We start from the raw sequence: 22,033 nt of genomic DNA on the forward strand, positions 1-22,033 counted from the left end.
CTCAGCCGCCCTGTCCGCCGGTGATCATGTCGACGATGGTGGAAGCGCCGAAGATCACGATGATCCCCACGACCACCGTGCCGGCGCGCCGCAGGTCCAGGTGGCCGAACATCCAGGCGATGCCGGTGAGGATCACCGCCAGGATCGCCAGGCCGCGGACCACGCTGCTGTTCAGCAGGTCGATGATGTTCTGGATGAAGGCCCCGAGGTCGGCGCCGCCGCCCGCCTGGGCCGCGGCGGGGGTCGCGGCGAGCAGGGCGGCGGCGAGCGCAAGGGGGCGCAGGGCGGCGGCAGGGATCACGGCTGGGCTCCAGGGGCTGGGGTGACGAGCAGGTCTGCGCTGCCGGACCGGGTTGCGAAGACGTCCCAAGGGCGCTCGGCTGCGGGCGGCGCGGACGAGGCGATAGGCGGAGGGGCCAGCCGCGGCGCGAGGCGCGCGGCGGCGGCGAGCACCTTGGCCACGTAGCCGTTCCGCAGGCCGGCGGTGGCGCGGCCGGTGTTGTAGCGGCTGAGCGCGATGTGCAGCGCCGGCGTGCCGCTTCGGGCGGCGTCATGCGGTCGGTATCCCGCCTGCAGCACCCGGGCTGCGGCGGCGAGGTTGCGGCAGGGGTCGAAGGCCGCCTCGACCGAAAGCCCCAGCCATCCGAGGTTGCGGACGTTGATCTGGGCCAGGCCGAGGTCGAGGTTGCGCCCCTCGGCGATCAGCCGGCGGGCGGTCGCCGCCGCCTCGCCGGCGGTGCGCGGTCGGAGGGCGCGTGGCTGCGCGCCATTGATCCCGATCGCGAGGGGATCGAGCCCGCTTTCGACCTGCGCCACAGCCACCAGGGTGACCGGCGCGACCTGCGGGGCGCAGGCGGCGGCGAGAGCGGCGAGGGCGGCGGGGTCGAGCACGGCGAGGTCCCGAAGTGAGGACCGACTCCTGACGTGTCCGCCGCGAGCGCGCGATCCGTAGACCTACGGGGTCAGGGCAAGTAAGACTACCTGGAGGGCGCTGCCCATGTCCTGCAGTTGCAGGTATCCGCAAGGATTCGGCGTGAACGCCGCAATCGCCTTGCGGCGCTGGACCAATGAACTTGTGAGTTTCGACTGCAGATTGAAGTCACGGGAACTACTTCCTGAATGGCGTCGTCTTTCTTGGCGGTTTGGGTGGATGCTGTTTCAGGAAGTTTTGCCATGAGCATTGTTGATGATCGCGGGGATCGTTCCGCATCGCTTGCCGACGCGGCGCGGCTGGCGCGGCTTGTGACCGACCGTCAAAGGGCCTGCCTAGAGTGGGCGGAAAAAGGCAAATCGGCTTCAGACATCTCGGTGATTCTAGGTATCTCGCCGCGCACCGTGGAAGGTCACCTGGCGAAGGCCTGCGCGCTGCTGGGCGTCCGCACGCGGGTGCAGGCTGTGGTGCGCGCCCGCAAGCTCGGTCTGATCGGTGACGCCGCCGACGATCCGTGATGCGGCGGGTCGGCGGCGGCTCAGCCTTGGCGCGGTCCGGCGCTTGGTCGCGGTCGGGCCAGGAGCGCCTGTCGTCGAGTGGGGGTGTAGCCGACGGCGGCGTACACCCCCGCCATGCCGCCGAAGCGTTGGCTCAGCATCGCGGCGGAGGGCAGGGCCGGATCCTCGTCGATGGCGTCCACGGTGATCCGCCCGGTGCGATCGAGCAGGGCCTGCAGGCCTGCGGTGAGCTCCGCGTTGGACCGGGTCGGGCGCGGGGGGCGGCGCGTGAACGGCCGGTCCCGCCGCGCGGCCTCAGCGGAGCGGACCTGGTGGGGCGTAGGGGCGTAGCCGATCAGCTGGTAGGCGCCCAGCAGGCCGCCGAACCGCGCCTTGTAGACGGACGGGGCGTGGGTGGCCGGGTGGGCCGCGATGATCTTGGCGGAGAGCGCGCCCTGATCGGCCCACGCCGTGCGGAGCTCGTCGAGAAGGGCGGCGTCTTCCATCCAGGGCTTGCGCTGGCGGCAGCTGGTCTGCGCGGCGTCGAACATCGCGCGGCTGATCACCGGCCGCCAGGCGCCGGCCAGGCGCAGGCGGCGCGTGCCCCGGCGCCGGCCCTGCAGGTCCTGGTGTGTCATCCCGTAGGTGTAGACGCCGCAGTACTTCTCGCTACGAAGCACCGACTTGACCCGCGACTTGGTCCAGAGGCCGCCATGGAGAGCGGGCGTACCCTCAGCGTTGAGCAGCGCGACCAGTCCGACCATCGAATAGCCGCCGACCACATACAGCCGGAAGATCCGGCGCACCGTCTCCACCTCGGCGGCGGGGCCGGGCGTCAGGATCACCCGGTGTCCTTGCAGCGCCTTGCGGTCGCCGTCCTGGAGGAGCTGGCCTGGCGCGCCGTCCGGCATGACGATCCTGCGCCGCATTCCGTAGCCCGGCGAGCCGCCGACCCAATAGCCCTTGGCGGCAAGACCGTGCTTGGCTCGGATCACCTTCGCCGAAAGCTCTCGACTGTACTCGGCCGCCATGCCGCGCTTGATGTGCTTGACGAGGATCGCTGCAAACGAGCCGTCGTTTACGAACGGCTCAGCGCAGTAGACGACCTGCACTCCGGCTTGCCGGCAGAGGAACTCATAGTGGGCGCTCTCGTCGGGATCCTGGAAGCGTCCCCAGCGGCTCACGTCGTAGACCAGCACGGCCTCGAAAGCGCGGTCGCCCGACAGCACGTCCGTGAGCAGCTGCTGCAGCGCGGGGCGGGTCTCGAACCGCAACCCGCTGATGCCGGGATCGGCGTAGGTGCGGTGGATCTCGTACCCTGAGGCCAGAGCGTAGGCGGCGATCGCTGCAGTCTGCGCCTCGATCGAGTACCTCTGATGGTCCGTGGACATCCGGAGGTACTGAGCAGCGCGGCGGGGCGGGTCGAACGCACGGCGCATGGCGGCCTCGGCAGAACTCCCCGACGACCTACGCTACGCCCGCCGCTGCGTTCGTGGAAGGCGTCTGAGCCCGTAGATGGCGAGCGTATCGCGCTCCGTTAGGTCGATCCGATTTCCTGAGGCGCAACGGCGGACCCCGCCCCCAATGGCGCCTGGCTGAGGAGCACCTGAGCTTCCGCCTGGTGGGTGACCTCCACATCGAGATCCACCCAGACCTCGCCGCCGATGTCCCGCCAGCGACGGCAGAACGCCTGGTAGTCGTTCAGGTAGCGGCGGGTGTCCGGGTCTACGAATGAGTCGAACACCATCGCCGCTTCCGGCGCGGTGCTGGCCTTCACGTCGCCCAGCCGGGCGCGCAGCTGAGGGTAGCCGTCGGTGATTCGGCGAGCGGCCGTCCGGCTGATCAGCAGGAAGCCCGTTCCGACCTCAAGCGCCGGCTGCAATCCGCCGTCCTCAGTCGCGTTCGTCGCGAGGATGAACTCGGGTTGCGGTCCCCGCGCCGTCAGCGTCTTCCGCGCGTAAGCCCCGCCGACCACTTCCTTCCTGTGGTCGAGCAGCCGGAAGACGGCTTCAGGCGGGAAGCCAATGTCAGCGTCGATGAAGAGCAGGTGGCTTGCGTCCGACCCCAGGAAGGCGGCTAGCGCCGCGGCGCGGAACCTGCCGATCAAGGCTTCGCCGCCGCCGAGCTCGACGCGGAGTGGAATGCCGTTCGCTGCGCAGGTTCGGCGGAGGGCCAGCAGCGAGCTGAAGCAGGCCGCGTGGGCCATGCCGCCGTAGCACGGTGTAGCGACGGTGATAGAGGGGCGCAGCGTCATCAGCGCATACTAGACCGACGCCCTAGAAGGGCGCGAGCATCGATCCGACTGCAGTCAAAGAGTTGTGCAAGGCATTGTTATTGCGTTCGAAAAGCTAGATTGTGGCTCTGGAGGTCTCCCGTTCGATCCGGGAGGGCGGTACCATCGCTTTCCTGTCGCCCCTCGGGCGTCGGGCTCTGAGCACCCACGATCAACTTGCCTGCGGTCGTGACCGTGGAGCGCGCGCCGTGTGGGGCAGCGGAGTGTTCCGCGTTACGCCGGGATTCGGTCCGACAGGCTCAGCGAGCTGTCGTGACCGCTGTTGAGGGAGCGCACGCCAGGTGCGGCCTCAATCGGCGCGCTCAGACGCAGGGGCCTGCCGCCGAGCGGCTTATGTAAGCGGAAGTCCTGTGAGGTTGGCAGCGCTCGACGGGCTGACAAGCTCAGCCGGCGAGCTACCTGCCACCGCCCCCAGTCCGCCGCCTCCTGATGTTCGTTAAACGTCGATCCGGGTTGACGGCTGCGGGTCGTCGATCTACCGATGGTAACGTTCACATTCCCTTTGATGTGACCTTTTCCTTTCCTTGGCGCCTCCGCCCGTTCACGGTCGGAGGCGTTTCTTTATATCGGCCGTAGGTTGTTGCGCCGCCTTAAGCCTAGGCAGGCGCGGGAATTGGGAACGTTCTCATCCGCAATGGCCCCGCCTTGCTCTCGGCGTTCTTCCTCTTAGATCCGCCCCTAGTTGGCCTTGGCGCGGAAATGTTGCAGGAGAGGGAAGGGTATCGATCGGGGAGATCGGATTGGCGAAGGCCATCGGCCGCGGGCGCGGCCCGACGATTATCGATGTCGCGCGCGTGGCTGGCGTCTCCAAGATGACCGTCTCTCGCGTCATCAACAACGAGGCCGGCGTGCGCGATGGCACCCGCAAGGCCGTTCTCGCCGCCATTCGCACCCTCAACTATGAGCCCAACATCGCGGCGCGGACCCTTGTGACTGCCGGTGAGGCGAGGGTGGGGGTCGTCTACTCCAACCCCAGCGCCGCCTTCATGAGCGACTTCCTGATCGGAGTGTTCGAGGAAGCCGCCGCCAAGGGCGTGCGCCTGACGCTCGTGAAGGGCGAAGACGGCCTGGCGCCGCCCGAGGCCGAGTTGCGACGGATGGCGCAGGGCGTCGACGGCGTGGTGCTCGCGCCACCGCTGGGAGAGCTGCCCGCCATCCGGCAGGTGCTCAGCGACGCTCACCTCCCGACGGCGGTGGTTGCCGTGGGCCAGCCCACTGGCGAAGGAATAAGCGTGCGTATCGACGACTGGCAGGCGAGCCACGACATGGCGCGCCATCTCCTGTCGCTCGGTCACCGCCGCATCGGCTTCATTGCGGGCAACCCGGACCAGTCGTCCAGCGCGCTGCGGCTCGAGGGCTGTCGCGCGGCGGTGGACGCCACCCCGGGCGCGGAGCTCATCATCGCCCAGGGCGCTTTTAGCTACACCTCCGGGCTGCGCGCCGCCGAATGGCTTCTGGACGAAGCCTGCCCTCCGACTGCGATTTTCGCCAGCAACGACGACATGGCCGCCGCGGCGGTCTCTGTGGCCCACCGCCGGCACCTGGACGTGCCCCGAGACCTCACCGTCGTGGGGTTCGACGACACGACCGTCGCCACCACCCTTTGGCCGCCGCTGACCACCATTCGCCAGCCGGTCCGCCAGATGGCCGCGACAGCGCTGGAGCTGCTGATGGGAGCGATCCGCAACGGCGCCCCGGCCGCCGGCGACCACCTGCTGAGCCACGCCCTGGTGGAGCGCCAATCCACCGCCCCCCCGAACCGCGCCCGAGCGCCGGCGCCGGCGCTGTCTTGACGCCCTCCAGGCGCCTGCCGCCGGCCAGCCAGAACCGCAGCTGCCGCACGGGCGTTGTGCCGGCATGGATCAGGATCGCGAACGCGCCCACCGGGCCTGGCGGCAAGCCGAACGGATCAAGCGGCTCTCGGACGGGCTGCTGCGCCTGGGGCCTTTGCGGCTAGGCGTCGACGGCGTGGTCGCCTGGGCCCCTGGCGCCGGCACCCTCTACAGCGCCGGCGCGGCCGGGCTGCTGATCTACGAGGCGCTGCAGGCGGGCGCCTCGCCCAAGACCGTGGCGCGCATGGCCGCCTATCTGCTGGCCGACACCGGCGCCTCGAGCGTGCCCTTCGTCGGCTGGGCCATCGACACCCTGTTCCCCGCCCACCTGATGGCCGCCAAGCATTTGCTTGAAACGGCGCTGGAATGGCAGGCCGCTGGCGGGGACGCGGAGTGGGCGGCGTTGGCCGACGAGCTCGCGGGCTTAGCCCTGGACCGCTTCATCGATCCTGAGACAGGAGTGCTGCAGGAGTTCTTCGACGCGGAGTGGCGGCCGATCACTGGCGAGGCCGGGCTGGTTGAGCCAGGGCACCATTTCGAATGGGCGTGGCTGCTTGAGCGTTGGGGCGTCAGCCGTGGCGATACGCGCGCCAGGAGTGCGGCGCGCAAGCTGTTCGAACTGGGCAAGCGTGGTGTCGACACGGAGCGCGAGGTCGCGGTGAACGCCCTGTGGGACGACCTGTCGGTGCGCGACGCGACGGCTCGCCTTTGGCCGCAGACGGAATACCTGAAAGCAGCGCTGATCCTGGGGGAGGAAGGCGACGCCCTGATGGCGTGCCGAGGTCTGGCGCGGTACCTGGACGTCCCCACCCGCGGCGCCTGGCGCGACAAGATGCGGCCCGACGGCAGCTTCGTGGACGAGCCGGCGCCCGCGAGCAGCTTCTACCACATCATGGTCGCGCTCCAGGAGCTGTTCGGCACGGCGCGCGCAGCAGGCTGAACAGCGGCATCGCGGCGCTTGGGCGGCGCAGGCAGCTGTCCTAAGTAGGGCCAGCGCTTTGTCGCGCATGATGGGTGGGCGTTGGGCGCAGGATCGCAGTTGAACCAGGAGCGCAGCGCCGAGGCCAGCGAGCAAGTTTTCCGGCGCGTCCTGGTGAACACCGGCAAGCTGCTGGGCGGGCGAACCGTGAACGCGGTGATCAGCCTAGGCTACACCGCCTTGGCGGCGCGCGCCCTCGGCGTGCAGCCCTTCGGCATCCTTGTGCTGATGCACGCCTTTGCACAGCTGCTCGGCGACGTGGTGCGCTTTCAGTCGTGGCAGACAGTGCTCCAGTACGGCGCCGAGCCCTTGCAAGAGCGCCGGATCGGCGAGTTCCAGCGGGTGATCCGCTTCACCGCCATGCTCGACGTCTTGAGCGGCGTGGCGGGCGTGGCGATCGGGGTGGCGGCAGCGCTCCTGTTCGCAGGCCCGCTCGGATGGGAGCCGGCACAGGCTCCCGCCGCAGCCGCATATGCGACTTCGGTCGCCATCATCGTCGCCGCGGCGCCGCTTGGGCTGCTGCGGCTGTTCGACCGCTTCGACATCTTGGCGGGGCAGGCGGTGGTGATCTCCCTGGTCCGCTTGGCCGGCTGCGGTCTCGGTTTATGGCTGAACTGGTCGCTTGGCCCTTTTCTGCTGGTGTGGGCGGCGGGCACGCTCGCCGGATTCCTGTGGATGTGCGGCGGCGCCTGGCTCGAACTTCGCCGACGGGGACTGCTGGAGGGGTTCAGCTGGGGCGGTTCTTACCGCATCCCTCAGCCGGGGGTCTGGCGCTTCGCCTGGGCGACCAACCTCAACGCGACCCTGGGGACCGCCTTCACCCATCTGGTGACCTTGATGGTCGGCAGCGTGCTCGGGCCGTCCCAGGCGGCGCTTTGGCGGGTTGGCCGGCAGGTCGCCGACGCGATCGCCAAGCCCGCCAAGCTGCTGGTTCCGGCGCTCTACCCAGAGCTTGCGCGGCTGCGCGCGAGTTCCGGGGAAGCGATGATGTGGCGCCTCGCCGTGCAGATCGGCCTTGCCGCGGGTGGGGTCGGGATTGTGCTGCTGGTGGTCTCGACGTTTGCGGGCGCGCCGCTGCTGCGCCTCATCCTCGGAGCGGGCTTCGAATCGGCGGCCTCGTTGATGACCTGGCAGGTGGCCGCGGCCGTGGTGGGGCTGATCGCATTGCCGCTGGAGCCGCTGGTGATCTCGCTGGGCCACGCGGGCGCTGCGGTGCGGGTGCGAGTCGTCGTGGCGGTATGCTATGCGATCGCGTTGCCGCCGCTGGTGCGCCGTTTCGGCGTCGAAGCGGCCGGGGCGAGCCTGCTTGCGGCCTCCATCGCGCTGGCGCTGGGCATGCTCGTGCTGGTGCTGCGGCGGCGCGGCCGGTCCGCTTGATTTTCGATCCGTATTGCCTGGACGTTTTGCTTTGACGATCACCCCGACTTCGCCTGGACGGCGCCTGCGCCATGCCGATTTTGCGACGCTCACCGAGGCGCTCGACTATGCCGCCACGGGCGAGACCGGGATCAATTTTCATGACCTGCGCGGTCAGCTGGTCCTGTCGCAGACATACAGACGTCTGAGGGAGGAGGCGCAGGGCCTCGGGCGGGCAATGCTGGCGGCGGGGCTGGAGGCGGGGGACCGCGTCGGTCTGGTAGCCGACACAACGCCGGAGTTCGTGCGGGCCTTCTTTGCCTGTCAGTACGCGGGGATCATCCCGGCGCCGCTGCCGCTGCCGGCGCCGCTGGGCGGCAAGGAGGCCTACGTCGCGCAGATCGGGCGGATGCTGTCGTCGGCCAAGGCCGCGGCGGTGTTCGGGCCGGCGGCCTACGACGAGTGGGTGCAGGAAGCCGGGCGCGAAGCGGGCGCTCGGCTGCAGCTGAGCCTCGAGACGCTGCCGGACGGGGCGGGGCGGGAGCTGCCGGCCATCGCGCCGGACCAGACCTGTTACCTGCAGTTCTCGTCGGGAAGCACGCGGCATCCGACGGGCGTGGTGGTCACCCACCGGGCGCTGATGGCCAATGCGGTGGCGATCACCCGCGACGGGCTGCAGGTGAAGCCGGAGGACCGGGCGGTCTCCTGGCTGCCGCTGTATCACGACATGGGGCTGATCGGCTTCCTGCTGAGCCCTCTGGCCAGCCAGATGTCGGTGGACCTGCTGCCGACGGCGGCGTTCGTGCGCCGGCCGAACCTGTGGCTGGACATGATCTCGCGCAACGGCGGCACGATCTCCTACAGCCCGACCTTCGGCTACGAGCTGTGCGCCCGGCGAGGCGACGGCGGCGGGCTGGACCTGTCGAAGTGGCGCATCGCGGGCGTCGGCGGCGACATGGTTCGCCCCGGGCCGCTGGACGCTTTCGCGGAGACCTTTGGCGGTTCGGGCTTCCGGCGAAGCGCCTTCGTGGCGAGCTACGGCATGGCGGAAGCCACCCTGGCGCTGACCATGGCGCCGCTGGAAGGCGGCCTGCGCACCGAAACGGTGGATGTGGACCGGATGGAGCAGGACGGCGCCGTGGTCGCGCCGCAGGGCGAGGGACGCGAGCGCAGCTTTGTGCGGTGCGGCCCCATTCTGCCGGGCCACGAGCTGCAGGTCCGCGACGAGACGGGTGAGCCTTTGGGCGAGCGTCAGGTCGGGCGGATCTTCGTGCGCGGGCCGAGCCTGATGCGCGAGTATTTTGAGCAGCCGGAAGCCACCGCCGCCGCCCTGTCGGCGGACGGCTGGCTGGACACCGGCGACCTGGGGTTCGTGGTGGAAGGCGAGGTGGTCCCGACCGGCCGGGCCAAGGACCTGATCCTGCTGAACGGCCGCAACGTGTGGCCGCAGGACCTTGAATGGACGGCCGAGCAGGCGGTGGGCGCCCTGCGTAGCGGCGACGTGGCCGCCGTGTCGGTGACCGACGAGGCGGGCGAGGAGCGGGTGGTGGTGCTGGTGCAGTGCCGCAGCAGCGACCCGGACGTTCGCCGCACGATCACGGAAGACGTCACGGCCGTGCTGCGGGCCCGGCACGGGGTGGACGCCCAGGTGCAGCTCGTGGGGGCTCATGCCCTGCCGCAGACCTCGTCGGGCAAGCTCAGCCGCTCTAAGGCGCGAGCGCTGTTCGAATCGGGCGCCTTCGAGAAGACGGCGCGCTGAATGGCGCGCCTTGCGGCGGTCACCGGCGCCACGGGTTTCCTGGGGCGTCACCTCGTCCGGGCGCTGTTCGAAGCGGGCTGGCAGGTGCGCATCCTGGCCCGCAAGGACCCGATCGACCCATCCTGGCGCGGCTTCGAGCCGGAGGTTGTTCCTGGCGACCTCGCCGACAGCCGCGGGCTGGCGGCGCTCTGCGCCGGCGCCGAGGTCGTGGTGCATGCGGCCGGGCTGGTGAAAGCCCGCTCCAAAGCCGCCTTCGAGGCGGTCAATGTGGCCGGGACGCGCCGGGTCGCGGAAGCCGCCCTCCAAGCCGGCGCTGAGCGCCTGCTGCTGGTCTCCAGCCTGGCGGCGCGAGAGCCGCAGCTATCCGACTATGCGAGCAGCAAGCGGCAGGCCGAGGACGTCGCCCGGGAGATCCTGAGCGAACGAGTGACGGTGGTGCGGCCGCCGGCGATCTACGGACCGGGCGACGTGGAGTTGCTGCCCCTGTTCCAGGCGGCCCTGACCAGCCCGGTGCTGCCGGTGTTCGATTCGCGGGCGCGGATCGCGGCCATCCACGTGGAGGACGCGGCGCGGCAGATCGCCGCGATGGCCGGCGCCCCACCAGCCCAGGAGTTGGTCACGCTCTCGGACGCCAGGCCCGACGGCTACGGCTGGCGCGAGCTGATGGAGGCGGCGCTGGCGGCAAGCGGCCGGAAAGCGCCGCTGGTGCGTACACCCGAGCTTCTGGTGACTTTCCTGGGCGTATTCGGCGCTCTGGGGCAGGCGATGGGCCATTCTCCCATGCTCACGCCCGGAAAAGCCCGCGAGATGCGGCACCTGGACTGGAGCGTCCATGAGGGGGAGCGCGGCCGGGATCTGCCCCCGCCCGTCTACAGCCTGACCGACGGTTTCCGCGACACATTGCGCTGGAACCTGGAGGCGGGCGTTCTGTCCCGGTGACGAAATTATTACGTTTCTATAAGGAACCTGTGGCGCTTCCCGCTCGGGGTTCTTAGCTGTGAGCGCGCGAGGGGCGTAAGGGGAGTCGTCATCCAATGGGTGAGGTGGTCGCAGACCTGACGGTGCGCGAGATCGCGCGGGCCGCCGAGACTGTGTTGGGACAGCCGGTGGTGCTGACGCCGGCGACCGATATCGCCCGGGATCTGGCGGTGGATTCCCTGGCTTTGATGAACATCGTGATGGAGCTGGAGGACAAGTTCGACCTGTCCATTCCGCTCGATCGCATGGCGCTCGTTCAGACGGTGGGAGACCTCGCCAGCCTGATCGACGAGCTCCGGACGAAGGCGTGAAAATGGGGCTTCTGCAAAAACACCTCGGCCAACTCGAGGCCTACTCGGGCATCCGGCGCGCCGGAGCCGATCCATTCCAGGTGGCGTTCGACGCCGTGCTGTCGCCCACCGAAGGGCTGATCAACGGCAAGCGGGTCATCCTGCTCGGCACGAACAACTACCTCGGGCTGACCTTCGACCAGGAAAGCGTCGAAGCGTCCGTCGAGGCGGTGCGCCGCTGGGGCACCGGCACGACCGGCTCGCGAATCGCCAACGGCAGCTACGGCGCGCACACGCAGCTGGAGCAGTCTCTGGCCAGCTTCTACGGCCGCAAGCATGCCATGGTGTTCACCACCGGCTACCAGGCGAACCTGGGCGTCCTGTCGGCCCTGGTCGGTCGCGGCGACCACCTGATCCTGGACGCCGACAGCCACGCCAGCATCTATGACGGCGCGCGCCTGGGCCACGCCGAGGTGATCCGCTTCCGCCACAACGATCCGGAAGACCTCTACAAGCGCCTGCGCCGGCTGGAAGGCCAGCCGGGCGACCGCCTGATCGTCGTCGAGGGCATCTACTCGATGATGGGCGACGTCGCGCCGCTGCGCGAGATGGTCGAGGTCAAAAAGGAAACCGGCGCCTACCTGCTCGTGGACGAGGCCCACTCGATGGGCGTCCTGGGCGAGAAGGGCCGGGGCCTGGCCGAAGCCGCAGGCGTGGAAGAGGACGTCGATTTCATCGTCGGCACCTTCTCCAAGAGCCTGGGCGCGATCGGCGGGTTCTGCGTTTCCGACGCGGACGACTTCGACATCCTGCGGGTGGTCAGCCGCCCCTACATGTTCACCGCTTCGCTGCCGCCGGCGGTGGTCGCCTCGACGCTGAAGTCGCTGGAGAAGGTCGAAGCCGACGGCGCCCTGCGCGCCCAGCTGATGGCCAACGCCGAGCGTCTGCACGCGGGCCTGAACGCCCTGGGCTTCACCACCGGACCGAAGGCCAGTCCGATCGTGGCGGTCGTGATGCCGGATCTTCCGACAGCGCTGTCGATGTGGAACGGGCTGCTGGCCGGCGGGGTCTATCTGAACCTCGCCCTGCCGCCCGCCACGCCGAACAACCGCCCGCTGCTGCGCTCCAGCGTCAGCGCGGCGCACACGCCGGAACAGATCGACGAAGTGCTGGCGATCTTCGAGTGGGTCGGACGTGAGTTCGGCGTGCTGCCGAGCCTGGATCAGCGCGCCGCCGGCTGACGCCGGCGGGCTCGCCAGAGCTTCCAGACCACGATCGGCGCGGCCAACAGGGGGTGACGCTCACGCCAGGGCGTCACCTCGATGTGCAGGCCGGTATGCCGCTCGATCTTCCAGGCCGCATAACGCGCTGCGCCTTCGAAGGTGAAGGTCGCCTTGATCAGGCGGGCGACGTTCAAAGGCTTTCCGGCTCTGCGCCGCTGCGCCCAGGCGGCCAGGATGCACCGCCGCTCCGCCTGCGGCAGCTTGGGCGTGAGCTGATCCCTCGAGACATCGAAGCCGATCCCGGCGCTCGCCCAGGCCAGCGGCAGCAGGGCGCGGTAGCGTTCCGGCTGATAGGCGAGGATCTGGGCCGAGCGGGTCGGGTCCTCCATGCGCAGTTCGGCCTGGTAGGTGCTGCGGAACAGGGCGAGCCAGAAGGCCTCCGCCGAGCCGCTCTGCGGCCCTAGGGCGGCGGCGAACCGCGCGGCGGTCTCGCAGGCGGCGGCGACCGCGACGACGATCTCCTCGGCCACGGCGGTTTCGGCGGACCAGATTACAGCGCTAGGCTGCACGAAGCGGGTCCAGATGGTGGTGTCGAGCTGCAGCCCGCCGGCTGCGCTGCGGAAGGTCTGGACTGGCAGGGTGGCCGCCTTTGCCCGAAGAGTCTCTCCGCCCAGGTCCATCTGATGGTAGCTGACCTCCGGCCAGAGCCAGCGCTCGGCCAGGGCCCGCACGCCGCGCCGCAGGGGGCGAGGCGTCAGAAGGTAGTAGTCCAGCACGCCGCTGAGATCGCCGGTGCGCAGGATCGAGCCGTAGAACAGAACCGCCACAGCGCCTCGGTCGCGGGCGAGCGACTCGCCAAACTGGCGCACCTGATCGGGAACAGGCGCGGCCAGCTCACGACGGACAAAGGACAGGAGTTCGGGGCTCATGGGGTCTCGGAGCCTACCGGGGTGACGAACTGCAGGGGCGCGCCACGGCGGACCGTGAGCTCTCCGCCCGGATAAGTTTCGCCGTCCAGCACGAAGGACGAGGGGAGGCGCAGGTCGAAGATCTCCAGCGCATGGCGGCGATAGCCGGCCGCTTCCAGCCAGGCGGGCGATCGGCCGGCCAGCACAGGCGGGAGGGCGGCGGCCAGCCTGCGGGGTGGCGCCTCCACGGTGAGGGCGCGAAGGCCCCGCGTTCCCGCCCCGAAAGGCGCAAGGCCCATGGGAAGGCGTTCCAGGGTCGAAGCGAGCAGAAGGAACAGCTGCTGCTCGCAAGGCGCCTCGCCATCGAAGCCCAGGGCCAGCCGTTCGCCGGCCCGCCAGCCGCGGTCGTCACGGCCGGTGAGGGTCTGGAGCACGGCGGCGGCCAGGGTGGCGGCCACGGACAGGTTGTTGAAGATGCCGAGGCGATGCCCGGTCTGAGCGAGCTCCGAAGCGCGGACATAGGCCGCCGCTCCGAACACGAAACCGCGCAGATCCGGGGAGGTCGCGCCGGGCCGCAGGACCTCAAGCGGGCTGCGCGAGGCTACGCCGCCGCGTTCGGCGCTGGCCAGGGCCTGCTCGAGCGTCCAGCCGCGCGGGGCGCCAAGGTCATGCGCCAGGACGTTGGTCTTGCCGGAGGGCAAGACGGCGATGCGCGGCATGCCGGCCGTGAAGCAGCGCGGCGCACGGGTGAGCACCTCTCTGACCGTGCCGTCGCCGCCGTCGATCACCAGGAGATCGATACGGGCGGCGGCGAGACGGGCAAGTTCCTCGTCCAGCGTCTCCAACCCTCGCGAAACCTCGACCTGGACGCCGGCTGGCGCAGGCGTGGGCTGAGCGCCGGCCAGGTTGCGGCGGCTGCGGGGGTTGGTGAGGACGCCGGCGTGGATCACCGGGACAACCAGGAGGTCACCTTGGCTTTCGGCGTAGCGAAGGCCTGCACCAGCTGGGCCAGGTGGACGAGCAGGGACAGGGCCGTCCACAGCGCGATGGCGGCAAAGCCGACGTCCGGCCGGCCGAGCAGCCAGGTCCCGGTCAGCAGGATCAGGTTGGGGTTGCGGCGAGCGGTGATCAGCCGGAACCAGCTGTCGAAGGGGCGCCAGGCATGAACGTGGAAGCCGAAGGCGCGCATGAAGATGCCTTCCAGGATCCGCTGGACGACGTAGCCCACGAGGACCACGGCGAGCATCGCGCCGGCGTAGGGCACGGGCTGGCCCACGGCGGAAAGGCCCACCCACCAGGCCCACCACCAGAAGGGCGGGTGCACCAGGTCAATGCCGTGGTCGAAGACGTTGCCCCACTTGGACGAGGTCATGGTCACGCGGGCGAGCTTGCCGTCGACGGTGTCGAGGAAGGTCATGACCCAGCCGCAGGCGAGACCCCAGCCGTAGTGGCCGTTCCAGAACAGCCAGAAGGCGGCCAGCACCAGCAGGAAGCCGATGGTGGTCACCTGGTTGGGCGTCATGCGGGCGAGGGCGCACCAGCGGGTGACCACGCGGGCCGGCGCCGGCCACAGGTACTTGGTGACGATGTCCGTCACCCCCTTGTACGAGCCCTGGAAGGTCCGCCGTTCCACCTGACCCACGTTGTCGGAGGTGAGCGGCTCAAGCACCGGCGGCTCGCGCTTGCGGAGCGCCTGGTTGTAGGCGAGCTCGTCGCGATCGAGGGGCGTCAGACCCGCCACGCGAGCCGACGGGTTCTCGCCGGCGGCTAAGGCGGCAGCCGCCGCGGAGGCGTCGGTGGAGGTCACGTGGGCCGCCAGGGCGGTTCCGTTCGGCGCGACCAGCAGGCCGCCCGGACGCTGGGCCAGCGCCTTGATCAGCGATTCGTCATAGACCCAGTCGGCGCGGGAGATCAGCACGCCGCCCTCCGACGCCGCCGGGGCGGCCAGGGCCTCCGGCGCAACGATGTCGAGACCGGCCCGGCGGTACATGCGCTCCAGACGCTCGGCGCCCGTCATGCCCCAGATCCGCGCCTCGCCTCCGGCGACCGTGGTCGCCCGCGTCGCCCGACCTTGTGCGTCCGCGCTGCCCATCTTCAAATCCGCCCCTGTTCAAACCCGCCGAAGTTGATACGCAGCTCGAGCTTCACAGGCCAGAGAGCATCCCCACCGTGGCGTTTCGCCTCGCCCATATCTCGGACTTGCACCTGCCGCCGCCGCCGGGCGCCGGCGGACGCGATCAGCCGCTCAAGCGCCGCCTGAGCCGCTTCGCCTGGCGACGCAAGGGGCGCACGCACGATCCGGCGGTGCTGGCGCAGCTGGTCGCCGACGTAAAGGCGCACGCGCCCGATCACCTGGCCATCACCGGCGACCTGACGAACTTCTCCACGAACGAAGAATTCGAGGCGGCGCGCCGCTGGCTGGACGGCCTGGGGCCCAGCGCCGATGTCACCGTCAGCCCCGGCAACCACGACGCCCTGGTGGGCCGGGCGGACGCGGCGCGGTTCGACCCCTGGCGGCCCTGGCTGGGCGACGAGGCGGCGACCGCATTCCCGTACGTGCGGCGACGGGGGCCGGTGGCGGTGATCAACCTCTGCTCGGCGCTGCCGACCGCGCCGCACCTGGCGCAGGGGGAGCTGGGGCCCGAACAGCTGGATCGGCTAGCGCGCCTGTTGCCGGAGCTGAAGGGCGAGGGGCTGTTCCGGCTGCTGTTGATCCACCATCCGCCGGTGAACGGGGTGGTGTCGCGGCGCAAGAGCCTGCGGGACGGCGAGACCTTGCGGGCCGTGCTCCGCGAGGCCGGAGCGGAGCTGGTGCTGCACGGCCATGCCCATACGGCCGCGGTGGGCAGCGCCCCAGGTCCCCGAGGGCCGATCCCGGTGCTGGGCGTGCCGTCCGCGTCTTCCGTGGAGGGCCATCACGAGGCCGCTCGTTGGCATGGGTTTGACATCGAGACGCGGGACGGCGGCTGGGACGTGCGGGTCACCGCCCGGGGACTTTCCGGCGGGACGATCGGCGAGCTGGGCCGCTATCGCCTGCGGGTCGGCTGAGCCCGGTCAGGGGTAGTGCATCTTGATCTTCAGGGTGCGGCCCACCGGCGGCAGGCGGAAGCGCGCCTGGTCAAAGGAGGGCAGGCCGAAGCGGGTCGGGGCGTCGTTGGAGAAGCCGAAGCCTTCGGCCGGGCGACCCAGGCGGTTGCGGTCGAAGTCCCGGTTCTCGTTCCGGTCATGGTAGACGGCGACGGCGTAGACGCCGGACGGCAGCCAGAAGCAGGCGCTGGTGGTCGGCAGGTCCGTCCTGACCCGGGCGCGCAGCAGCTTGCCCCCGCGCGCCATGAAGCGGCGGGGATCGTCTGGATAGACGGTGACCGCGATCTCGCCCTGCGCGTCCCGCATGCCCGTTGTCTCAACCGTGAGCTTCGCCGCCCCGTCGCCGGACTGCCCGACGCAGTCGTCCTGGGCCAGGGCGGGTGCGGCGGCCGCAAGAACAGCCGCCGCCACGAGCAAGGGCGAGAGGGTTCTGGCTTTCATGGGCGAAGCTGAGTTCCTATGATCCGGCGGCGGTCGATTTGGCCGTCCGAAGGCGCACATGACCAATCCGACCGCCCTGAAGTTCGGCTACCCGTCCAGCCTTGTCGTCGAGACGGGTCACTGGCTTGTGCTGGTACGGCCAAGCCAACCCACATTTGGCTCTCTTGTGCTGGTGTGCAAGGACCAGGCGACGGCGTTCTCCGAGATCAGCCCCGAGGCCTTCGCCGAGCTGGGCCAAGTGACGCAGGGCGTCGAGCAGAGCCTGCGCAGCCTCGTTGCGTACGAGCGCATCAATTACCTGATGCTGATGATGGTGGACCCCGACGTCCACTTCCACGTCATTCCCCGCTACGAGGGCGAGCGCCGGTTCGAGGAGCAGGCGTTTCCCGACGCCGGCTGGCCGGGCGTGCCGGCGCTGTCGCCCGCCGTGGCGCTTGACGAGGCGGCCATGGCCCGGCTTTGCGAGCGCCTGCAGGCGCTTTGGCCCAAGGCCTGAAAGGGCGGGACCGCACCGAAGTGAAGATTATCGATCGCTACATCCTGCGGCTGACGCTGTGGCCGCTGCTGGGGGCGTTGGGCGTGACCCTGGTCGCGCTGCTGCTGGAGCGGGTGCTGCGGCTTCTGCAGCTTTTGTCGGACAGCAGCGACCGGTTCGGCTTCGTGGCCGAGCTGGCCGCCAACCTGGTGCCGCACTACCTCGGCCTGACCCTGCCCACCGCGTTCTTCATCGCCCTGTTCATGGTGGTCAGCCGCCTGAACGAGGGATCGGAGATCGACGCCCTGCTGGCCAGCGGGGTGTCCCTGAGCCGGCTGGCGGCGCCTTACCTCGCGCTGGCGGCGGTGCTGACCCTGATCAGCCTGGTGCTGTTCGGCTTTGTGCAGCCCTACAGCCGCTACACCTATCGCGCGGTGTTGCACCAGGCGCAGAGCGCGGGCTGGAATGGGCTGGTGCAGGCGCGGACGTTTCTGTCGCCCGATCCGTCGCTGACGCTGACCGCCGACAATGTGGACGCCACGGGCCAGCGGCTGCAGCGGCTGTTCATCCGCGAGGTGCTGACGGACGGGCGCGAGCAGGTGACCACGGCGGCCTCCGGCCAGCTGGTGCGCTCGCCCGACGGGCGCTCGGTGACCCTGCAGATGCGCGACGGCCAGCAGCTGAGCACCAGCGCAGGCGGCCGGGCGCGGGTGCTGACCTTCGAGAGCTTCAGCCTGGAGCTGCCGCTGAGCGGGGCCGAAAAGCTGCTGCGGCCGCGGGGCGGGGACGAGCGGGAGCTGACCCTGTCCGAGCTGCTGAAGTCGGCGGGTGATCCGAACTCCGTGATCCCGCGGGCGACGTTGATGGCCGAGCTGTGGGCGCGGCTGGCGCGGACCTTCTGCCTGCCGCTGCTGCCGCTGCTGGCGCTGCCGCTGGGGCTGTCGGCCAAGCGCGGCGGGCGGGCGCCGGGGATCATCATCGCGGGCCTGCTGCTGCTGTTCTTCCAGCACATGCTGGCGCTGGGGCAGGGGCTGGCGGCAGACGGCAAGGCGCCGGCCCTGCTGGGCGTCGGCGCGCCGTTCCTGGTGTTCGCCGGCATCTGCATCGGCATCTTCGCGTCGAGCCGCAAGCGGCCGGGCGAGACGCCCGTCAGCCGCCTGGCCGAGCGGATCGGCGAGGTGATCCGCCGGCTGACCCCGCGCCGCCGGCCCAAGGCGGAGGCCGCGGCGTGATCATCCAGCGCCATGTGACCAAGATCCTGGCCACCCGGGTGCTCGCGGCCCTGGTGATCCTGGTGTCGATCCTGCAGATCCTCGACCTGCTGGACGCGACCACGGACATCCTGGAGCGCAAGCTGGGGGCCGGCGGGGTGGTCTATTACGCCCTGCTGCGCACGCCGACGCTGATCCAGCAGGTGGCGCCGTTGGCCATGCTGGCCGGGGCGCTGTTCGCCTTCACCCAGATGGCCCGAGAGAACGCGGTGGTGGCGCTGCGTTCGACCGGCATGTCGGTCTACCGGCTGGTGACCATCGCCCTGCCGGTGGCGCTGGGCGTCGCGGCGCTGCACCTGGCGTGCGCCCAGTGGCTGTCCCCCAGGGCCGATGCGGCGCTGGACGCCTGGTGGGCGCGCGGTGCGCCGGAGGCCGAGGACAAGGCGCCGGAGCCGCGTAGCTTCCGCGTCGGCACGGACGTGGTGGTGGCGACGCCGGGCGATACGGCCGGGCGGCGGCTGGTGGACCTCAGCCTCTACCGGCGGGACGGGCAGGGACGGCTGGTGGAGCGCGTGCGCGCCCCCGCCGCGGCCTGGCAGGGCGGCGGCTGGCGGCTGGAGCGGCCGGCCATCGAGACGGTGGGGCCGAACGGCGTGCAGCAGGCGAGCGCCGCGCAGATGGACTGGACGCAGGGGCCGCGTCCGGCGGACGTGCGGGCCCTGTTCGGCGATCCGCAGGACCTGGCGCCGGCCTCAGCGGCCCGGGCGCTGGCGGGGGGCGCGGCGGTGCGGCCGCCGTCCTTCTACGAGGCCGCGCTGCAGCGGGGCTGGGCCGCGCCGCTGGGGGCGGTGGTGATGCTGCTGCTGGCCGCGCCGGTGCTGCTGGTCAACTTCCGCAGCGGCGGCGGGCGGACGGTGGTCGGCTGCCTGGCGGCGGGGCTGCTGTTCATGGTGGTGGACGGGGTGTTCACGGCCATGGCGCAGAGCGGGGTGCTGCCGGCGGCGCTGGGCGCCTGGTCGGGCGCGGCGATCTTCGCCTTCGCGGCGGCGGGCGCGCTGGTTCATCTGGAAGGCTGAGGGGATCGGCATGGACGGCTCGCAGGCGCTCGCAGGCGCGGACATCGCCATCGTGCCGGTCCAGACGAAGGCGGAGCTGGAGCGGTTCATCCGGCTGCCGATGCGCCTGAGCGCGCACGATCCGAACTACATTGCGCCCCTCCTGATGGAGCGGCGCGAGGCGCTGTCGCCCAAGCACAACCCGTTCTTCGCCCACGCCGAGGTGCAGCTGTGGCTGGCGGTGCGCGGCGGGCGCGACGTGGGCCGGATCAGCGCGCAGATCGACGAGCTGACGCCGGACGACGGGCGCGGGCCTGTGGGCCACTTCGGCATGATCGCGGCGGAGGATGACGCGGAGATTTTCTCGGCCCTGTTCCGCACCGCCGAGGACTGGCTGCGGGCGCGTGGCAAGACGCGGGCGATCGGGCCGTTCAATCTGTCGATCAACGAAGAGGTCGGCCTGCTGATCGACGGCTTCGACACGCCGCCGATGGTGCTGATGGGCCACGACCAGCCCTATGTCGCCGCGCAGGTTGAGGCGCAGGGCTACGCCAAGGCCAAGGACGTCTACGCCTGGGTCAGCCCGCACACCGACGACCTGCCGCACAAGATCGTCGAGCTGGCGCGGCGCGGGCGCGAAGGGGTGCGGATCCGGCAGCTGGACATGTCCCGCTACGACGAGGAAGTCGCCACCCTGACGCAGATCCTCAACGACGCCTGGTCGGGCAACTGGGGGTTCACTCCCACGACAGAAGCCGAGACACGCCAGCTGGCCAAGGCGATGAAGCCGGTGATCGATCCGCGCATGACTCTTTTCGCCGAGATCGACGGCGAGTCGGCCGGGTTCATCGTGCTGCTGCCGAACGTGAACGAGGCCATCCGGGACCTGAAGGGCGAGCTGCTGCCGTTCGGTTGGGCCAAGCTGCTGTACCGCCTGAAGGTGAAGGGCCTGACCAGCGTGCGCATGCCTCTGCTGGGGGTGCGGCGGAAGTTCCACGGCACGCGCAAAGGCCAGTTGCTCCCGTTCATCTTGATCGACCAGGGCGTGACGGCGGCCCGCGGCCTGGGCTACCGCACCTTCGAAGCGTCCTGGATCCTCGAGGACAACACGGCGATGAACGCCATCATCCGCGCGGTGGGCTCGCAGATCTACAAGACCTACCGCATCTACGAGAAGTCGATCGCCTGATGGTCCCGCGCGCGCTCGTGCTGGCCGGGTCGCGTCCGGGCGTAGACCCGCTGGCCGCCTATGCCGGCGTCGGCCACAAGGCGCAGATCGTGCTGGAAGGCCGCACCCTGATGGAGCGGGTGGTCACGGCCCTGCGGGAGGCCGGCGCGCCGGAGGTGGCGGTCTCGACGTCCGACGAGACGGTGGCCGAGCTCGCCCGGCAGTGCGGGGCGCGCGTGCTGCCGGCCGCCGAAGGCCCGAGCCAAAGCGTCGGCCAGGCGCTGGAGGCGCTGGGCGCGCCCTTGCTGGTCACCACGGTCGATCACGCTCTTCTGCAGCCCCGCTGGGTCAGCGACTTCCTGGCCGACTCGCCGGCCGAGGCCGACATCAGCGTGCTCATGGCTCGGCGCGAGCTGGTGGAGGCCGCCGCGCCGGACACCCGCCGCACCTGGATCAAGTTCGCCGACGGCCAGTGGTCCGGCTGCAACCTGTTTCTCCTGCGCTCGGCGCGCGCGGCCGGGGCGGTGGCGCTCTGGCGGCGCGTGGAAGCCGATCGCAAGCGGCCCTGGCGCATCGTCGGCAAGATCGGGCCCGGGACCCTGCTGCGCTATCTGCTGGGCCGGCTGACTCTGGCCGAGGCGCTGGCGCGCCTGGGAGCGCTGGCGGGCGCCAAGGCGGCAGTGACCCCCAGCCGCGACGGGTTGGCGGCGGTGGACGTGGACAAGCCCGCCGACCTCGACCTCGTGCGGCAGATCACCGGCGGCTGAAGACGCCTAGGCGGCGTCTTCCTGGCGGGCCCAGCGGCCGGTCATCTCGGTGTTGACCGCGTGATCTTCCGGGAAGTCCATCTCGCCCCACTCCAAGCCCTCGATCGAGCAGACGTGCACGCTGTCGCTGGTCTGGGCGATGTGGTCGATCACGCTGAGATACCAGCGACGCAGGCCTTCCGGCCGGCGCATGGCCTCGTCCACCGCGCGGGAGAACAGCTGCGCGCCCTCCGCGGAGAACCGCAGGAAGCCGATGGATTCGGCGTCATAGGCCTCGATGGTCTTGCCGATGGCCTTCAGGCGCGAACCCTCGGTCAGCACCTTCATGTCGTCGGAGTCGTAGGCCGGCTTGCGGTCGATTGTGACGGTGATCGGGGCGTCCGGCGCCGCGATCAGCCGCTCGGCCACGCCCTGCTGGAAGAGGGTGTCTCCGTTCAGCAGGAGGACGTCGCCCTCGAACTCATGGCGGGCGACCCAGCAGGACGCCAGGTTGTCGGCCAGCCCGTAGAAGGGATTGTACTGGGTCCGCACCTGCATGCCGGGCAGGGCGAGGCGGGCGATTTCCGCCTCCACCAGATTGGCGCCGAACCCGGTGACCACCACGACCTCGGGCACGCCCGCGGCGTGCAGCCGCTGCAGCTGCCAGCCGAGCAGGGTGCGCCCGGACAGGTCGATCAGGCACTTGGGGCGGCGGTCTGTCAGCGGCGAGAGCCGCTTGCCCTGGCCGGCGCTCAGGATGATGGCGCGACGGGGTGTGTTCACCTGGAGCGTTCCTTCAGGGTC

At 70.3% G+C, this 22,033-nt stretch carries 23 protein-coding genes; 14 read left to right on the forward strand and 9 right to left on the reverse strand.

Annotated elements, in window-relative coordinates; genetic code table 11:
* Position 1: 1 nt before the first annotated feature.
* Positions 2-301: a TrbC/VirB2 family protein gene (locus tag DJ018_RS11350; protein WP_165842894.1), complete on the reverse strand. Its 300-nt coding sequence runs from the start codon at positions 299-301 to the stop codon at positions 2-4.
* Complete coding sequence (locus DJ018_RS11355; protein WP_111515061.1) at positions 298-891, reverse strand: lytic transglycosylase domain-containing protein; 594 nt, start codon at positions 889-891, stop codon at positions 298-300. Before DJ018_RS11355 ends, DJ018_RS11350 begins: the two co-directional genes overlap by 4 nt.
* Before the next feature lie 228 nt (positions 892-1,119).
* Here DJ018_RS11355 and DJ018_RS11360 point away from each other — a divergent pair, with 228 nt between their 5' ends.
* Positions 1,120-1,449: a helix-turn-helix domain-containing protein gene (locus DJ018_RS11360; protein WP_111515062.1), complete on the forward strand. Its 330-nt coding sequence runs from the start codon at positions 1,120-1,122 to the stop codon at positions 1,447-1,449.
* 20 nt (positions 1,450-1,469) lie between these two features.
* Here DJ018_RS11360 and DJ018_RS11365 read toward each other — a convergent pair whose 3' ends face one another.
* Together DJ018_RS11365 and DJ018_RS11370 are read right to left on the reverse strand one after the other, a co-directional pair.
* A complete protein-coding gene (locus DJ018_RS11365) occupies positions 1,470-2,867 on the reverse strand; it encodes a recombinase family protein (RefSeq protein WP_111515063.1) in 1,398 nt (465 codons plus the stop codon).
* Positions 2,868-2,965: 98 nt separating this feature from the next.
* Positions 2,966-3,682: a hypothetical protein gene (locus DJ018_RS11370; RefSeq protein WP_133254276.1), complete on the reverse strand. Its 717-nt coding sequence runs from the start codon at positions 3,680-3,682 to the stop codon at positions 2,966-2,968.
* 779 nt (positions 3,683-4,461) lie between these two features.
* Here DJ018_RS11370 and DJ018_RS11375 point away from each other — a divergent pair.
* The 7 genes from DJ018_RS11375 (at position 4,462) to spt (ending at position 12,156) form a co-directional block, all read left to right on the forward strand.
* On the forward strand, positions 4,462-5,514 hold the full coding sequence (locus DJ018_RS11375; protein ID WP_111515065.1) for a LacI family DNA-binding transcriptional regulator: 1,053 nt from the start codon (positions 4,462-4,464) through the stop codon (positions 5,512-5,514).
* Between the two features lie 64 nt (positions 5,515-5,578).
* Positions 5,579-6,493, forward strand: a complete 915-nt coding sequence (locus tag DJ018_RS19560) for a DUF4112 domain-containing protein (RefSeq protein ID WP_111515066.1) — start codon at positions 5,579-5,581, stop codon at positions 6,491-6,493.
* Between the two features lie 99 nt (positions 6,494-6,592).
* Positions 6,593-7,909, forward strand: a complete 1,317-nt coding sequence (locus DJ018_RS19440) for a lipopolysaccharide biosynthesis protein (RefSeq protein WP_240609523.1) — start codon at positions 6,593-6,595, stop codon at positions 7,907-7,909.
* A gap of 31 nt (positions 7,910-7,940) precedes the next feature.
* A complete protein-coding gene (locus DJ018_RS11390; RefSeq protein WP_240609524.1) occupies positions 7,941-9,647 on the forward strand; it encodes a fatty acyl-AMP ligase in 1,707 nt (568 codons plus the stop codon).
* Positions 9,648-10,586, forward strand: a complete 939-nt coding sequence (locus DJ018_RS11395; protein WP_111515069.1) for an NAD-dependent epimerase/dehydratase family protein — start codon at positions 9,648-9,650, stop codon at positions 10,584-10,586.
* A gap of 95 nt (positions 10,587-10,681) precedes the next feature.
* Positions 10,682-10,936, forward strand: coding sequence for an acyl carrier protein (locus tag DJ018_RS11400; protein ID WP_111515070.1), 255 nt, complete (start codon positions 10,682-10,684; stop codon positions 10,934-10,936).
* A gap of 2 nt (positions 10,937-10,938) precedes the next feature.
* On the forward strand, positions 10,939-12,156 hold the full coding sequence (spt, locus tag DJ018_RS11405) for a serine palmitoyltransferase (protein WP_111515071.1): 1,218 nt from the start codon (positions 10,939-10,941) through the stop codon (positions 12,154-12,156).
* Here the strand turns inward: spt and DJ018_RS11410 are convergent.
* From DJ018_RS11410 to DJ018_RS11420, 3 genes are read right to left on the reverse strand one after another with little or no spacing between them, the layout of a single operon-like run.
* On the reverse strand, positions 12,138-13,067 hold the full coding sequence (locus DJ018_RS11410) for a hypothetical protein (protein ID WP_111515072.1): 930 nt from the start codon (positions 13,065-13,067) through the stop codon (positions 12,138-12,140). The two genes, spt and DJ018_RS11410, sit on opposite strands and share 19 nt — an antisense overlap.
* Complete coding sequence (locus DJ018_RS11415; protein WP_165842896.1) at positions 13,064-13,996, reverse strand: diacylglycerol/lipid kinase family protein; 933 nt, start codon at positions 13,994-13,996, stop codon at positions 13,064-13,066. Before DJ018_RS11415 ends, DJ018_RS11410 begins: the two co-directional genes overlap by 4 nt.
* Positions 13,993-15,138, reverse strand: coding sequence for a CDP-alcohol phosphatidyltransferase family protein (locus DJ018_RS11420; RefSeq protein WP_240609525.1), 1,146 nt, complete (start codon positions 15,136-15,138; stop codon positions 13,993-13,995). Before DJ018_RS11420 ends, DJ018_RS11415 begins: the two co-directional genes overlap by 4 nt.
* A gap of 77 nt (positions 15,139-15,215) precedes the next feature.
* On the opposite strand from DJ018_RS11420, the gene DJ018_RS11425 reads away from it, so the two are divergent.
* A complete protein-coding gene (locus tag DJ018_RS11425; protein ID WP_111515074.1) occupies positions 15,216-16,094 on the forward strand; it encodes a metallophosphoesterase family protein in 879 nt (292 codons plus the stop codon).
* Positions 16,095-16,100: 6 nt separating this feature from the next.
* Here DJ018_RS11425 and DJ018_RS11430 read toward each other — a convergent pair whose 3' ends face one another.
* Positions 16,101-16,574 carry a DUF2141 domain-containing protein gene (locus DJ018_RS11430; protein WP_111515075.1) on the reverse strand — a complete coding sequence of 158 codons (474 nt, stop codon included), beginning with the start codon at positions 16,572-16,574 and terminating at the stop codon, positions 16,101-16,103.
* Positions 16,575-16,632: 58 nt separating this feature from the next.
* Between DJ018_RS11430 and DJ018_RS11435 the strand changes: the two genes are divergently transcribed.
* From DJ018_RS11435 to DJ018_RS11455, 5 genes are read left to right on the forward strand one after another with little or no spacing between them, the layout of a single operon-like run.
* The gene (locus DJ018_RS11435) at positions 16,633-17,070 is read left to right on the forward strand and encodes an HIT family protein (RefSeq protein WP_111515076.1); all 438 of its coding nucleotides are present in this window, start codon (positions 16,633-16,635) and stop codon (positions 17,068-17,070) included.
* Between the two features lie 20 nt (positions 17,071-17,090).
* The gene (locus DJ018_RS11440) at positions 17,091-18,281 is read left to right on the forward strand and encodes an LptF/LptG family permease (protein WP_240609526.1); all 1,191 of its coding nucleotides are present in this window, start codon (positions 17,091-17,093) and stop codon (positions 18,279-18,281) included.
* Positions 18,278-19,336: an LptF/LptG family permease gene (locus tag DJ018_RS11445; RefSeq protein WP_111515077.1), complete on the forward strand. Its 1,059-nt coding sequence runs from the start codon at positions 18,278-18,280 to the stop codon at positions 19,334-19,336. Before DJ018_RS11440 ends, DJ018_RS11445 begins: the two co-directional genes overlap by 4 nt.
* A 10-nt stretch (positions 19,337-19,346) precedes the next feature.
* The gene (locus DJ018_RS11450; protein WP_111515078.1) at positions 19,347-20,504 is read left to right on the forward strand and encodes a dATP pyrophosphohydrolase; all 1,158 of its coding nucleotides are present in this window, start codon (positions 19,347-19,349) and stop codon (positions 20,502-20,504) included.
* Positions 20,504-21,250: a nucleotidyltransferase family protein gene (locus DJ018_RS11455; RefSeq protein WP_111515079.1), complete on the forward strand. Its 747-nt coding sequence runs from the start codon at positions 20,504-20,506 to the stop codon at positions 21,248-21,250. Before DJ018_RS11450 ends, DJ018_RS11455 begins: the two co-directional genes overlap by 1 nt.
* 6 nt (positions 21,251-21,256) lie before the next feature.
* Here the strand turns inward: DJ018_RS11455 and DJ018_RS11460 are convergent, their stop codons facing one another.
* The gene (locus tag DJ018_RS11460) at positions 21,257-22,012 is read right to left on the reverse strand and encodes a phosphocholine cytidylyltransferase family protein (protein WP_111515080.1); all 756 of its coding nucleotides are present in this window, start codon (positions 22,010-22,012) and stop codon (positions 21,257-21,259) included.
* Between the last annotated feature and the right edge of the window lie 21 nt (positions 22,013-22,033).

It is taken from the genome of Phenylobacterium deserti, assembly GCF_003254705.1.
Taxonomy (GTDB): domain Bacteria; phylum Pseudomonadota; class Alphaproteobacteria; order Caulobacterales; family Caulobacteraceae; genus Phenylobacterium; species Phenylobacterium deserti.

Coding starts and splice junctions, on each gene's coding strand:
- DJ018_RS11420 (WP_240609525.1), bottom strand. CDS start 15,138: ATGGGCAGCGCGGACGCACAAGGTCGGGCGACGCGGGCGACCACGGTC.
- DJ018_RS11455 (WP_111515079.1), top strand. CDS start 20,504: ATGGTCCCGCGCGCGCTCGTGCTGGCCGGGTCGCGTCCGGGCGTAGAC.
- DJ018_RS11410 (WP_111515072.1), bottom strand. CDS start 13,067: ATGAGCCCCGAACTCCTGTCCTTTGTCCGTCGTGAGCTGGCCGCGCCT.
- DJ018_RS11435 (WP_111515076.1), top strand. CDS start 16,633: ATGACCAATCCGACCGCCCTGAAGTTCGGCTACCCGTCCAGCCTTGTC.
- DJ018_RS11360 (WP_111515062.1), top strand. CDS start 1,120: ATGGCGTCGTCTTTCTTGGCGGTTTGGGTGGATGCTGTTTCAGGAAGT.
- spt (WP_111515071.1), top strand. CDS start 10,939: ATGGGGCTTCTGCAAAAACACCTCGGCCAACTCGAGGCCTACTCGGGC.
- DJ018_RS11370 (WP_133254276.1), bottom strand. CDS start 3,682: ATGACGCTGCGCCCCTCTATCACCGTCGCTACACCGTGCTACGGCGGC.
- DJ018_RS11365 (WP_111515063.1), bottom strand. CDS start 2,867: ATGCGCCGTGCGTTCGACCCGCCCCGCCGCGCTGCTCAGTACCTCCGG.
- DJ018_RS19560 (WP_111515066.1), top strand. CDS start 5,579: ATGGATCAGGATCGCGAACGCGCCCACCGGGCCTGGCGGCAAGCCGAA.
- DJ018_RS11400 (WP_111515070.1), top strand. CDS start 10,682: ATGGGTGAGGTGGTCGCAGACCTGACGGTGCGCGAGATCGCGCGGGCC.
- DJ018_RS11430 (WP_111515075.1), bottom strand. CDS start 16,574: ATGAAAGCCAGAACCCTCTCGCCCTTGCTCGTGGCGGCGGCTGTTCTT.
- DJ018_RS11395 (WP_111515069.1), top strand. CDS start 9,648: ATGGCGCGCCTTGCGGCGGTCACCGGCGCCACGGGTTTCCTGGGGCGT.
- DJ018_RS11450 (WP_111515078.1), top strand. CDS start 19,347: ATGGACGGCTCGCAGGCGCTCGCAGGCGCGGACATCGCCATCGTGCCG.